Source organism: Enterocloster sp. OA13 (assembly GCF_022440595.1).
Lineage (GTDB): Bacteria > Bacillota > Clostridia > Lachnospirales > Lachnospiraceae > Enterocloster > Enterocloster hominis.
Genome location: NZ_JAKNTF010000001.1, coordinates 991,441 through 1,004,728, shown reverse-complemented (window position 1 = coordinate 1,004,728; position 13,288 = coordinate 991,441). Strand labels below are relative to the sequence as shown.

At 52.3% G+C, this 13,288-nt stretch carries 9 protein-coding genes; 2 read left to right on the top strand and 7 right to left on the bottom strand.

Annotation, left to right across the window (positions count from 1 at the left end):
* Positions 1-212 precede the first annotated feature (212 nt).
* From MCJ35_RS04365 to MCJ35_RS04355, 3 genes are all read right to left on the bottom strand, one after another.
* The gene (locus MCJ35_RS04365) at positions 213-1,100 is read right to left on the bottom strand and encodes a MurR/RpiR family transcriptional regulator (RefSeq protein ID WP_025482792.1); all 888 of its coding nucleotides are present in this window, start codon (positions 1,098-1,100) and stop codon (positions 213-215) included.
* Positions 1,101-1,447: 347 nt separating this feature from the next.
* Positions 1,448-1,675, bottom strand: coding sequence for an HPr family phosphocarrier protein (locus tag MCJ35_RS04360; RefSeq protein WP_008722508.1), 228 nt, complete (start codon positions 1,673-1,675; stop codon positions 1,448-1,450).
* A 141-nt stretch (positions 1,676-1,816) separates the two neighbouring features.
* Positions 1,817-2,851 carry a substrate-binding domain-containing protein gene (locus MCJ35_RS04355; protein ID WP_025482793.1) on the bottom strand — a complete coding sequence of 345 codons (1,035 nt, stop codon included), beginning with the start codon at positions 2,849-2,851 and terminating at the stop codon, positions 1,817-1,819.
* A 148-nt stretch (positions 2,852-2,999) separates the two neighbouring features.
* Here MCJ35_RS04355 and MCJ35_RS04350 point away from each other — a divergent pair, with 148 nt between their 5' ends.
* Complete coding sequence (locus MCJ35_RS04350) at positions 3,000-4,553, top strand: response regulator transcription factor (RefSeq protein ID WP_025482794.1); 1,554 nt, start codon at positions 3,000-3,002, stop codon at positions 4,551-4,553.
* The gene (locus MCJ35_RS04345; protein WP_025482795.1) at positions 4,553-6,439 is read left to right on the top strand and encodes a sensor histidine kinase; all 1,887 of its coding nucleotides are present in this window, start codon (positions 4,553-4,555) and stop codon (positions 6,437-6,439) included. The genes MCJ35_RS04350 and MCJ35_RS04345 overlap by 1 nt, the downstream gene beginning before the upstream one ends.
* A gap of 22 nt (positions 6,440-6,461) precedes the next feature.
* Here the strand turns inward: MCJ35_RS04345 and MCJ35_RS04340 are convergent, their stop codons facing one another.
* The 4 genes from MCJ35_RS04340 to MCJ35_RS04325 all read right to left on the bottom strand — a co-directional run bounded on the left by MCJ35_RS04340 (position 6,462) and on the right by MCJ35_RS04325 (position 13,196).
* Complete coding sequence (locus MCJ35_RS04340) at positions 6,462-7,709, bottom strand: TolC family protein (protein WP_025482796.1); 1,248 nt, start codon at positions 7,707-7,709, stop codon at positions 6,462-6,464.
* Positions 7,710-7,740: 31 nt separating this feature from the next.
* Complete coding sequence (locus tag MCJ35_RS04335) at positions 7,741-8,928, bottom strand: TolC family protein (RefSeq protein WP_130789656.1); 1,188 nt, start codon at positions 8,926-8,928, stop codon at positions 7,741-7,743.
* A 74-nt stretch (positions 8,929-9,002) separates the two neighbouring features.
* Entirely contained in the window at positions 9,003-12,008 is a 3,006-nt protein-coding gene (locus tag MCJ35_RS04330; protein ID WP_025482798.1) for an efflux RND transporter permease subunit, read from the bottom strand.
* A gap of 12 nt (positions 12,009-12,020) precedes the next feature.
* Positions 12,021-13,196, bottom strand: a complete 1,176-nt coding sequence (locus MCJ35_RS04325; protein ID WP_025482799.1) for an efflux RND transporter periplasmic adaptor subunit — start codon at positions 13,194-13,196, stop codon at positions 12,021-12,023.
* Positions 13,197-13,288: the final 92 nt, after the last annotated feature.

Genomic DNA, 13,288 nt, shown 5'->3' with positions numbered 1-13,288 from the left:
AAGCACAACCGTCCGGCCGAATACAACAAGATCCATGTAAGTCCTTTGTAAAGGGAGGGTAAAGCCACAAAATGGAAAAAAAGAAGGCTTGTAGTATTTCTACAAAACCTTCTTTCTAATACGGCGGGAATGAATTGCCAAGCACGCCCCGGTATGCCTGCGTATGACCTGGCTGCCCTCAGTACGCCTGCCTGCGTATGATCCGGCTGCCCTCAGTATGCATGCCTGCGTATGATCCGGCTGCTCTCATCCAGCTTTCCTGTAAAATGTCCATAGTCCCTGAGGATGATACCCATGTAAATCATGTCTACCACGGCAGTCTGGGACATGCGGGAAAATATGGCATTGCCATACAGGAGCTGCTGGCTGCTGGTACACAGCAGTATATCCGCATGGCCCGCAATCAGCGAATGTTCAAAATTCGTGATGGCAATGGTGGCAGCCCCCTTCTTTTTCGCCAGCTTCATCACGTCCACCGTATTCTTAGATGAACCGGAATAGGATATGCCGATTGCAACATCCCGGCTGTCCAGATTGCCGGCGCTTATATGCTGGAGATAGATATCGTTGTACATGATGCAGTTAAACCCCAGATACATAAGCTTTGTGACCAGGTCCCCTGCAACAGAGGCCGAATTCTCCACGTAGTAGACGGCAATCTGCCTGGCGCCGCAGATGAGTTTTGCCGCCCTGCCGATGGATGACGGGGATATATGTTTTAACGCATCATCCAGATAAGACACGGACTGGGCCACCACGCGCCCGGGAACTTCCTCCGGCCGGTCCCGGGCGGATATCTCATAGCCATACCGCAGGACCTCCTCTGAACGCCCGCCTTCCTCCTCTCCCATCCCACTGCCATTACCGCCCAGGGACGCCTTCAGGACCTGGTACTTGAATTCCTTAAAGCCTTCCAGTCCCAGAGCTTTCACGAACCGCATCACGGTGGGCTGGCTGACCCCGGCCGCCCTGGCCATGGCCGCAATGGACATTGTCTCCACCGGTCCGTCATACCCCAGGTAATAGTCCGCTGCCTTTTGTTCGGATTTGCGCAGGCTGGCATATATTCTTTTTATCTCATATTCCAATGGTTTTGCCATTTCTCCCCTTCTTTCCGGGATTCTGTTTCCGAACCCCCAATTATCTGCCCGGTACTTTTTCTACAGGATCCCAGCATCCGTCCTGCGCCCGTACCCAAGTGCCATTTTTCCTGTCCGGATCAAAGACCCTGCAGCCCTTTGTACTTTTTTCCGTACAAAGGATTGCGGGCAGGTTCCTGTCCATTGTCACATCCTGCCAGAAGGAGCGATACCATTGTTTTATAAAACTTTCGTAAAGGGATGGTAAAATATAGAAAAGCAGGATAATCCAGGGAAAAAGGAACCGGCCGGTGCATATCCTGCAACCGGCCGGTTCCTGTATTTTAAGTATGGGAATTCATGTTCAATCACGCTGCATAAGGAGCGATTTCTTCCAGAAGCCCGTCACATTCATCTGTGTGAAGGATCAGCTCAACTGTTTTGGACTTTGCCAGGGATAACACCCCGACCACTGATTTGGCATCGACCACACGGCTGCCGCATTTTACATCTGCATCATATGAATAGCGGTTGATGATCCGGACGAAATTAATGATCTGGTCTGCCTGGTCAAATTTTACAAGTATATGTTTCATCTTTATTCACCTCCGTATAGTATATTTCGAATTCTTCATCTGTATACCGTTCTTTTTCTTTACGCTCTTATCATAGCACGCAGACCATTGCAATTCTATGGTAATATCTTTTTAAATGGCGTAAAATTGTCCTTTCTTTTCCTATAACCGCGTTTCCCAGTACCCAATATTGTCCTTATCGATACGGATTGGCTCCCCGGATATGATTTCCAGACCGCCGTCATATCCCGTGCTTATCCTGTATGCGGCGCCATTATCCAGAAGGATATCCTTCCCCGGCTGTTCTTCTATGTTCCCGGACCACAGCCCCATGGACACGAAGCCCGCCACCTTTCCCATCTCCACCGGGTCCCATATGTACATCACAGGGCATATATCCTCTTCCCCGTCCCCAATGTATTCCGCCATCTGGCTGGGCAGGCCCAGGCCTATTACCTTCACCGTCTTTTCTTTTCCCTGCTTTTTTACCACATCCGCGGCAGCCTTGATTCCCTCCGTGGACAGGCTGCAGATGACTTTCACCTCCGGGTAGTTCTTTAACAGGCGTTCCGTCTCCTTTACAGCCTTATCGTACACGCCTTCCCCAAAAGCAATGTCCACCAGGCGCATGTCCTTATATCCGGACTCCTCCAGTTCCTTTTTCATCCAGTACATCCACTCATTCTGGTTGGCGGAACGGCTGCCCGCGGAAAGGATGCACCACTGGCCGCTGCCGCTGCATATGTCACAGGCGGAACGTACCAGGGCACGCCCCAGCTTTTCTGCGTCCACCGGTTTAATGTAAATGCTCCTGCTGTCCGCCTTGACGTCCGCGTCCAGGGTAATCACGGATATCCCCTTTTCCCTGGCCTCCCGGAGGACCGGCGCCAGAGCATCTTCATCATTGGCAGCCACCGCAATGGCATCCACCTGCTCGTGGATCAGGTTGCGGATCAGCCGGACCTGTTCCTGTGCCGTGGCCTCATCCGGATACAGGGTGATGCAGTTCTTGCCCGCATCCTCTATGACACGGCGGTATCCCTGGCTGGCCAGCTCGTTATACCAGTTGTCCCTGGACTTCATGATAATGGCGTAGGTCCCCTTGTCATGAAGCTGCTGTCCATAACAGGAACTTATGAAAATCCCTGCTATCATCAGTATCACAGCAAGTATCCATGCACCATGCCTGCCTTTCATCTTCCCACCGCCTTCAATGAATTTCTTTTTCCAGTATATACCTAACAGGGGATTTTGTCTATTTTCATTGCAAATTATCGAATTCTTGTTAAAATAATGATATAAGCCATCATTATGGGTTTACCGACAGAAAGGGACGTTGATATAGATGAAACTACTAATTGCTGATGATGAGAAGCTGACCAGGGAAGGCATACGGGACCGCCTGGATTTACAGGGTCTGGGGATATCCGGAGTGTTCCTGGCTGATGACGGTGTCCACGGCCTTGAAACAGCCCTGAAGGAATCGCCCGACATCGTGCTTACGGATATACGGATGCCGCGGATGAACGGCGTCCAGATGGCGGAGCAGATCCTGGCCGCCAATCCAGGTACTGTCATCATTTTCATGAGCGCTTACTCAGATAAGGAATATCTGAAAGCAGCCATCAAGCTGAAGGCCGTAAGTTATGTGGAAAAACCCCTGGATATGGAAGAGCTGAAACAGGCTTTGGGCGAGGCCGTGGAAACACGCAGGACCATGAGCACCCACCTGGCCGCGTCCAGAAGCCACGAAAAGGAACAGCTGGGCCATCTCACCCTCCTGCTGACCGAACCGGAGCCGGAAAGCCTTGATGAGGCCGGTGAACTGATTGGGAGTCTTGGGCTTCCCATCAATTCCTCCACCTGTTTCAGCGCCCTGCTGCTGGACAGCCAGACCCCCGTCACCCTGCTTCCTGAGAACAGGATGGACGAGGTCAGGGATTCATTCAGCAGCATGCTGGCGGACAAGGGGATAGGACAGATGTATTTCATACGGGCGGACCGCTATATCATCATTTTCCTGTATTCCGATGCCAGGCAGGAGGAGAAGCTGATTCACGACTGCGCCGCCTTCCTGTCCAAACAGCTGAATGAAATCTCCCGTTTCTTCGTTTCCGTAGGCCCGGTGGTCAGCGGCGTGGAGCGGGCACACATCTCCTATATGGAAGCAAAGGAGCATTTAAAAGAAAGCTTCTTCCATGAATATGGTTTCATCCTGGACAAGGACACGGCCAATGCCCCCTTCCATCCCCCGGCCGACGTGCTGCTGGAATTCTCCATGGCCCTGGCCGAAAAGCAGGAGGACCAGGCCCTTAAACTGGCAGGACAGCTTTACCAGTCGTTTGTGCCCAATGACGTGCTGGGTCCCAGCCAGGTCAAGGATATCTATTATAAGTATTTAAGCAAGCTGGATGAACACGGCATGAACAACTACATTTCCCTGTGGCAGAAAGAAGGACTTAATACGGAAAGCATCTGGGAGGGCGTCATGGGGTGCGCTACCCTGAAGGAACTTCATGACCTGCTGTGTGCCAAGATCAGGCAGTTCTTTGAACAGCTGGAGGACAGCCAGGGCGAGAATCCCGTGGTGTTCCAGATTAAGGAATTCATCCAGCAGAATTACGCCGCGCCCTCCCTATCCGTCCCGGATGTAAGCGAACACGTCCATCTGTCACCCAGCTATGTGTGTACGGTATTTAAAAATGAGACAGGCCAGACCTTAAACCAGTACCTGACGGATTACAGGATCAAGATGTCCAAGCAGTTCTTAAGCGACCCCCGCTATAAGATAGCGGACATATCCTCCAAGGTGGGATACAGCGACGGCAATTATTACAGCAAGGCATTTAAAAAAATCGTGGGGCTGTCCCCTTCTGAATACAGGGAGAAGATGCTCTGATGAAAAATCCAATCCAACAGCTGATCCACCGCTATACGTATGATATGCGGCTGAAGACGAAACTGGTCATATCCCATATCGTCCTGATCCTGCTGCCCACCGCAGTGCTGTCAGGCTTCTTTTTCCTGCGCATTTATGATATTGTCATGAAGGACAGCATACGCTCTGAGCAGGTGCTGTCCGCCCAGACCGTCAATTCCCTTGAGAACCTGATATCCCATGTGTCCTCATCCTCTGATACCATAACCAACTCCCTGTTTGTACAGGACGTGTTCCGTATCCCCATAGAGGATGCAAAGGATAAGACGATTTCTACCTCCAGGATGAACAGCCTCTTCCATCTGGCCCGCAGCATGACAGACACCTCCCTGATCACAGATGTGAAAATATACTATGATGACCAGGCGTACGGTGACCTGCAGCAGTACAACCAGATCAATAACGCCCTGTTCCTGCCCATGTCCACAATATCCAGCAGCTACTGGTACGGGATTTACAGCACCTCCCACAGTACTTCCCTGCTTTGCCCTGAACTGTACCTGTCCCCCACCGAGGCGGAAAAGAATGGGCGCCTTGCATATATCACGCGCATTCCATATTCGGACAGCGAACCTGCCATTGACAGTTCCAGAAGCGCTTCTGCCTATATCGCAGTCTATTTTTCCAGGACTTCCTTTGATAATGTGCTCAGCAAGGACGCGACGGTCATGGACGAGGCCGCGTTCATCATCAACAGCAGGGATGTGATTGTCTCTGCATCAGACATGGCGCTGGCCGGGATGTACTATATGCCCCATTCCGAATTCAACTCACGCATGGGCATGGAAAAGGAGTTTTCCCTGGTTTCATTTATGGACAGCTCTGCTTACGCGGCCTATTTTCCAATCAAGGACACGGACTGGATCATGGTTTCCGTGATTCCCGCCCTCCATATCACGGACGCTGGCCGGGACATGATGACACACTTTGCGCTGATCTACCTTTTCTTTACGGCGATTGCCATGTACATCTCCTTTCAGCTGTCCGGCTCCATAGCAGACCGTATCATTACCGTTGCCCTGCAGATGGAAAAGGTCCGCACCGGACGGCCCCAGCCCTTAGACATCGGTGACACAGGCTGTGACGAGATCGGCGTGCTGGCCGACACCTACAACTACATGACAGAGGAAATCGGCCTGCTCATGGACAGCCAGAAGGATGCCGCGGACAATCTGCGGCGCGCTGAATTCCGCGCCCTGCAGGCCCAGATCAATCCGCATTTCCTCTATAATACCCTGGACATGATAAACTGGCTGTCCCAGACCGGGAGGAACCAGGAGGTAACACGGGCCATCCAGGCCCTGTCCCGTTTCTACAAGCTGACCTTAAGCCGCAACGGGCTTATGAACTCCATCGAGACAGAACTCCAGCATGTGAGCCTTTATATCAGCCTGCAGAACATGCGCTATGACAACTGCGTCACCTTTGTGATGGATGTGCCGGATGAGCTTTACGATTACACCATCCCCAAGCTTACCTTCCAGCCCATTGTGGAAAATGCATTCTTACACGGCATCATGACAACGGAACAGAAAAAAGGCAGCATCCTGCTCACCGGATGGAAGTCAGGGGATGATATCGAATTCATCATCTCTGACGACGGGGCAGGCATACCGCCTGAAAAACTGGATACCCTGATGCACGATATGGGGCATGCGGATATGGACGCCGGGGTAAAGCAGCAGGCTTCCCCCGGGCATATCGGGATTTATAACACGAACCTCAGGCTCAAAAGCCTGTATGGGGAAATGTACGGCCTTTCCTTTACCAGCACGCTGGGCAGGGGGACCGAGGTCACCGTGCGGATACCGGCGCGGCATATTACGGATTCGCTGGAGCAGGTGTGATGTGGCCTGCTGCAGTCCCCCGTCAGCTAATCCCCTTCACCTCCCAGCAATAAGATTCATACGCCTGGACCAGGTTCATGGAAGCAGTCTCTTTTGCAGCCTTACTTTTGGCATAGTCCGCCTCTCCCTGGAGATATTCCGTATTGGACAGCATACCTGCCGCCTGCCTGCGCTTTTGGGACTGGTAAACAAGTTCCGCGCCTGTATAGGATTCCAGCGCTGCCTGGTACTGTAAAAGCTGTGCCTGGAGTTCCTGGTAGGCGGCGGTAATGGAGGCTTCAGCGGTTCCCTCCGCCTCATCCACCTGCCTGAACCTCTGGTTAATCTCCGCTGTGCTGACGGCCTTTGAATGGCGCTGGCTCTGGACATTGGAATCATTGCCAATGGCCTTACTCTTATCGCCCTCAAAGTCAATGGCCCCGATGGCGGACAGGTCCGGCTCAGGTATGGCTCCGATGGATACAGATTCACTGTCCTCCAGCCCCAGCATGTTAAGCAGCTTAAACCGCAGCTGCTTTTCCTGTTCCTTAAGGGAGGCCAGGGATGTGCGGGCCTGTTCCAGGCGGTTCTGCCCTTCCTGTACCTCTGCCTGTGTGGCGGTTCCCGCCTGGCCCTTCCTGACAAGGGACTGGTAAGAAGCTTCCAGGGCATTTACGCTTTTTTCCGTGGCCTTAACATTGCTGGCCATCTGATTGTAGGAATTCATCAGGGTCTGGGCCGTGTAGGTATAGGAGTCCGCGGATTTCTCAATGCTTCTGGTGCTCTTTTCATCTGTCAGGTTCTTTATCTGGTTATAGATACGTTTGGCAGAAGATTTCAGCATGGAGGCATTGGATGCGTAAAGGGCGGCTGTCTCCATTCCCTTGCTGTCCGCGTCATCTTCCATTTCCTCCGCCTTATCTTCCAGGTTATCCTGTTCCCATTTCATGGTGTCCCACATTTCCTGATACGCATTGATGGAATCTTCCTGGTCTTCTATGGTCTTTTTAAGGGTCAGGTTGCCTTCTTTCAAAAGAGTGCGCAGATTGCCGTATTCCACAGTCATTTCCGGGGATGCGGCCTCCTGTATTACCGCGGAAGCTGCCATGGATACCCCCGTATCTGCCCTATCTGCTGTATATTCTGTATCTGCCATGGATTCTATATCTGCCGTATATTCTGTATTTGTCGTATATTCCGCATCCGCCCCTTCTGCCAGGACCGTCAATGTGCCTGACAAAGCCATGGAAAGGGACAGCATACCTGACAGAAGCCAATATTTTCCCTTCATCTTTCTGCCTCCTTTCCGATTCCTGCCCCTGTCATGACACGGACGCCAGGCCGTCCACGGCCCAGTCATAGTTGACCTGGGCTGTCAGAAGCGCCAGTTTCTTTGTGCGGACATTTACCTCTGCGGTCGTAAAAGAGGACTTCTGTTTCTGGTAATCATTTCTTGTCATGGTGCCTGCGAGAAGCTTCCTGTCCGCGGCTGCCATGGTGCTGCTCTCTAATTCATAGGACTGCTGTGCCTGCACATAATCCTCTTTTGCCAGTATCAGGTTCTGATACGCGGTCTTCACACTGTTTGCAGCAACCTCCTTCTGGTTCTTATAGGACTGTTCCAGGCTTTCCCTGTTGGTGGCGCTGACCGCGTAATTTATCTGTTTCTCCAATATCTTCAGGCTGTAGTTGTTCTCCAGCGCCTTTGTGACGTCCGCTTCCAGGTCAATGGCGCTGATACCGTCAAGATCCGGTTCCGGCACATCGCAGATCTCCACATCCGCCCCATAGGTCCAGCCCAGCATCAGACACAGTTCCTCCCTGGTCTTATCAAGACTGGTCCGGGCTGACAGGATGGAGGCTTCTGCCGAGGACACGGACTCTTTAGCCGTAAGCACATCCGCCTGGGTACTCATACCCGCGCTGAACTTCGTGACCGTGGAGTCATAGGCCAGCTGGGCCTGGGTCTTGCCCTCATTCAGGCTCTCCAGGTTATAGGCCTGGGTCCAGTAATTAATCATGGATGTCTGGGCCTGTTTTACCAGGGTGGCTTCCGTCTGGTCGTAGCCTAACTTCTTAATCTCCCCGTCATCCACATTATCATCGCCCTGCTCCCTCAGCTTATCCACCTGGATCTGGCTGTTCAGATAGGAGGACAGCCTGCTGGCATAGTCGGAATCACTTGAGTCAGGATAATCCATGGCGCCGTATACATCATCCGCCGCATCGTAATAATCCTGGGAAATGTCGTCCCGCGTCTCCCCTCTGTACTCCTTATACGCAATCTGGTTCTGGATGACCGTGTTATTGTATTCGTGGATCAGATATGCAATCTCATCAAATTCCAGTTTATTATCCCTAAAGGAAGCCCATTGCTCCGCAGTATACGCAAATTCCGGGCTTCCCGCCAGGGAAACGGAGGGCGATGACGCTGCAACCGCGATGCACAGAAGGATACCTGCCACGGGCTTTCCTATTACACTCTTTCCTGCCACATTCTCCCCAGCCATCCCCCATCCTGCTTTCATTCTACCTGTCATGTACTCACCTTTCCTTACCGATACTTCTATTATATCAAGTGCTTCTATATATCAAGAACCACCCGCTTCTTATTGCCATTCATGACCGCATAATAAATCGGGAGGATGAACAACGCCACCAGCACACCGGCTGTCAGGCCTCCGATATTAACCACCGCAAGTCCCTGGGTTGTGGAACCGCTGCTGCCAATGGCAAGGGCCATTGGAATCATGGACAGGATGGTGGTCAGGCTTGTCATGAGGATGGGACGGAGCCTGGTAGCCCCTGCCTCAATGAGGGCAGTCTTAAGGTCCATGGTCATCCTGTACTGGTTCACCGTATCCACATAGAGGATACCGTTATTGACAACGGTTCCCACCAGGACCAGGAAACCCAACAGGGAAGTCATGCTGATGGTCACGCCCGTCACCTTCAAAAGCCCGAAGGAACCCACAAGGCTGAATGGTATGGTGGTCATGACCATGAAAGAGAACTTGGGCGACTCGAACTGGGCAGCCATGACCACAAATACCATGAACACGGCAATGGCAATGGCCTTGTAAAGCGCCGAGAATTCTTCCTGCATCATCTTATCCCTGGAATTGACCCCGGTAGTGATTGTGCCTGACAGGTTCGGATTGATGACCTCCCTGTCAATCACTGTTTTCACATTTCCCCCGGTATAATCTGCCGTAATTGTTATCTCAAAGGATTTATCGGTCTTGGAAATGGACGCCGGGCTGTCCTTGAAATAAATCTCAGCCACATCCCTAAGCGCCACATAACCGCCGGAAGGCTTGGTCAGGATGATTCCTTTCACCTGGTCCACGGTCCTGTAGTCCTCCTCCGGATATTCAGCCATCACGCTGACCTCCCGTCCGTCAATATCCAGTGTGGTGACCTCCACGCCGTCCAGCATCTGGCTCACCATGCTCCCGATTTCCGTAGGGGTAAGCCCCTCTGCCGCCGCCATGACCGGATCCACCTCAATGGTTACAATAGGCGCTGTATTCTCAATGCTGGAATGGACATTCGCCACATCGCTCCTGGCCGTCATTTCCTTTACAATCCTGTCACTTACCTCTTTCAGCTCATCATACTGGGTTCCGCGCAGGATGGTCTCATATCCCCTGCCCCTTCCCATGAAGCTCATGGACGTGGACGCCTCTACCGTGATGGTACAGTTGTCAATATCCGCCATTTCCTTTTCCCACAGGCTTGCCACCTCATCCGTGTCCATGGTCCTGTCATCTTCCAGATAAGCGGTGATGGTGCCGCTGTTGCTGTTATAGCGCAGCATGTAGGACTCCACATTTTCATCCGCAGCCACAATTGCCTCGGCCCTGGACAGCATTTCGTCCGCCTGTTCTGACAGGATTCCCGGCCTTGTCTCAATGGATACGCTTACTGTCCCCGTGTCATCGGATGTCATAAGCTCTGTCTCCATTCCGCTTGCCAGTACCAGGGTGGCAATAATGATGGCCACCGATGACAGCATGACCACGGCCTTATGTTTTAACAGCCCCGGCATGATGCGGCGGTATGCATTCTGCAGATGGACCACCGGGCGGGACATTGGCGCTTTTTCCGTTTCCTTAGGCTTATACATCATATAGCTTAATGGCACCACGGTCATGGCTGAGAACAGGGATGCCGTCATACAGAACACAATGGTGTATCCCAGCGGTTTAAACATCTGGCCCGTCATGCCCTGCAAGAATACCAGAGGGATGAAAACCACACAGGTGGTAATGGTAGAACCTATGATGGACTGGAGGACGATTCCCGTACCGCCCAGCGCTGACTTTGCATACCCCAGCAATCCCTTGTCCTCACATGCATCCGTTGCCCTGAAGCAGCTCTCCAGAACAACAATGGAGTTATCCACCATCATGCCGACGCCCAATACCAGTGCGCTCATTGTAATGACGTTCAGGGAAAATCCCACACTGGTCATGAGTATCAGCGAAAGCAGGATGGAGGTGGGAATGGAGCTTCCAACAATCAGGGATGCCTTATAGTCACCAAAGAATATGAAAATGATGATCATGGATATGATGACTGCCAGAACCATGGTCACCGCCACATCCTGCAGGGAACTTAAGATACTGTCCGCCGTATCCCTTGCAACCGTAATCTTCAGGTCCTCGTCAGCCGCCTCCAGGGAGGCAATGGTTTTCTGTACCGCGGACGACACATCCATGGCCGTGCTGCTCTGCTGCTTGGAGATGGACAGGGATATGGTCTCCTGGCCATTATACCGGGAAATGCCTCCCCTCTGTTCCTCGGCCTCATATACGTTGGCTATATCCTCCATGTAAACAATCTGCCCGCTGGAGGTGGTAATGGGCACCCGCTTTAAATCATCCAATGTATCGTTCTCAACCGAAGTTGTCACGGACAGTTCCAGGTTGCCTGCCACCGCGTCCCCGGAAGGGTAGGACAGGTTGGCGGCGCTCATGGCTGACTTGATCTGGTTCATGGTCAGCTTATACTGCGCCATCTTTTCTGACTGCAGTTCAATCTTAATGTACTCAGATGAACCTCCCATGGCCTCCACATCTGCCACGGAAGTGATTTTCTCAAATTCAGGAACGATTTTCTGGTCCACGTAATCGTAGAGGTCTGTCTCTGTCTTATGGGCAATGGACAGCATCATGGTGGTGCTGGCATTGTTGTTCATTTCCATGACAGAAGTCTCCACATCATCAGGCAGCTGGCGTTCCAGGTTATCCAGCTTCTTCTTAAGGTCATCGTAAGCCTCATCCATATCCGTGCCGTAGTCATATTCCAGCATGACCATGGACCGTCCGTCGCTGGACGAGGAGGACATGCCCTTCACGCCTTCCAAGGTGCTGACCTCATCTTCGATGGGTTCTGTCACCAGTTCATTGATGTCCTCAGGTCCTGCGCCGGAATACCTTCCCATTACAATGAGCATGGGCGTATCCGTATCCGGCATCTGCTCCAGGGTTGCTGAAAACACGGAGGAAATGCCGAACACCAGAAGGCAGAGCAGGGTCATGACCGTGGCTACCGGCCGTTTCAGTACAAGTCTTGTAAGTCCCATATGTATGCCTCCCTATTCTGCACGGTTGTCTGCGGCCGTCTGGGCGTCTGGCCCTGGCTGGCCCTGGGTATCCGCACCTGGCTGGCCCTGGGCATCTGCACCATCGTCCTGACCGTCTTCCGACCTCAGCTGTACCCTGGCGCCCTCGTACAGATTAGAAGACCACGTGCTGACAACCATATCGTCAGCGGACAGTCCCGACAGTATCTCAGCGTGTTCCGCATCATAAAGCCCTACTTCCACCAGCACCATCGCCGCAACACCATCCTGGTAGAGGTAAACATATCCGTCCCCTCCGCTGTAGTAAACAGCATCCACCGGAATCATCATTGCGTTTTCCGTATGCTCAGTCACCAGATTCAGCTTCACGGTGCTGCCAGTGGCAATGCCGTCTGCATTTTTCAGTTCTGCCTTTACCTTAAAAAGGCCGGTATCCGAATCCACCATGGAACTGATTTCACTGATATATGCCTCATACCCCGTGCCATCCTTCTGTATATCCAGCCTGTCGCCAACGGCAATATTCCCCATCATCCGTTCTGTCACGTAGAAGGAGACACGTTTTTCCCCTTCCCCTGCAATAACGCACAGCTGGGCTGACTGGGAGACACGGTCATGGACCTCTATGTCGCAGCTTTCGATCTTGCCGCTGATAGGCGCCGTGACCGTGCTGTATTCCACCTGCCTGTCATAGGCCAGCTTGGCTGATTCATACTGCAGCCTGGCTGACTTGACCTTGTTGGTATACTGTTCATACTCCTGGTCTGACAAATCGCCGCTGGCGTACAATATCTGCATCCTGCTCAGATTGCTCTGGGCCTCGGAAAGGGATACGGACGCGGAATCCATGGAATTCCTGGCAGTCTCCACCTGCTCCGTATCAATCTCACACAGGACCTGGCCCTGTTCCACCATGTCACCTGCTTTTACCAGCACACTTGTTACATCGCCAGAAGCCTTGGCATATACATAGACAACGTCAGAGGGTTCCACGGTTCCGGTAAGCCCCGTGGTCAGGCTGATATCCCCAACGGACGGCTTCTGCGCCTTCACGATGGTTGCCGCCGCCTCCTGCCCCATTCCCACAGGGCCCTGCTGTCCTTTTTTCTTTCCTGACAGCACAAGAAGGACTGCCACAACTGCAATGGCTGCTCCGATTCCTATCTTTACCTTCATTTTCTTATCCATTGTCGCTCTCCTTTACCATTTTGCATTCGTCTCATATAGTAAAACCTGAAGATAAATTGAACATTAACAAAAGCGGTTGTACACGAATAAAA

Excerpts from the sequence above, each read along its gene's own strand:
- MCJ35_RS04365 (WP_025482792.1), bottom strand. The coding sequence starts at position 1,100 with ATGGCAAAACCATTGGAATATGAGATAAAAAGAATATATGCCAGCCTG.
- MCJ35_RS04360 (WP_008722508.1), bottom strand. The coding sequence starts at position 1,675 with ATGAAACATATACTTGTAAAATTTGACCAGGCAGACCAGATCATTAAT.
- MCJ35_RS04355 (WP_025482793.1), bottom strand. The coding sequence starts at position 2,851 with ATGAAAGGCAGGCATGGTGCATGGATACTTGCTGTGATACTGATGATA.
- MCJ35_RS04350 (WP_025482794.1), top strand. The coding sequence starts at position 3,000 with ATGAAACTACTAATTGCTGATGATGAGAAGCTGACCAGGGAAGGCATA.
- MCJ35_RS04345 (WP_025482795.1), top strand. The coding sequence starts at position 4,553 with ATGAAAAATCCAATCCAACAGCTGATCCACCGCTATACGTATGATATG.
- MCJ35_RS04340 (WP_025482796.1), bottom strand. The coding sequence starts at position 7,709 with ATGAAGGGAAAATATTGGCTTCTGTCAGGTATGCTGTCCCTTTCCATG.
- MCJ35_RS04335 (WP_130789656.1), bottom strand. The coding sequence starts at position 8,928 with ATGGCTGGGGAGAATGTGGCAGGAAAGAGTGTAATAGGAAAGCCCGTG.
- MCJ35_RS04330 (WP_025482798.1), bottom strand. The coding sequence starts at position 12,008 with ATGGGACTTACAAGACTTGTACTGAAACGGCCGGTAGCCACGGTCATG.
- MCJ35_RS04325 (WP_025482799.1), bottom strand. The coding sequence starts at position 13,196 with ATGGATAAGAAAATGAAGGTAAAGATAGGAATCGGAGCAGCCATTGCA.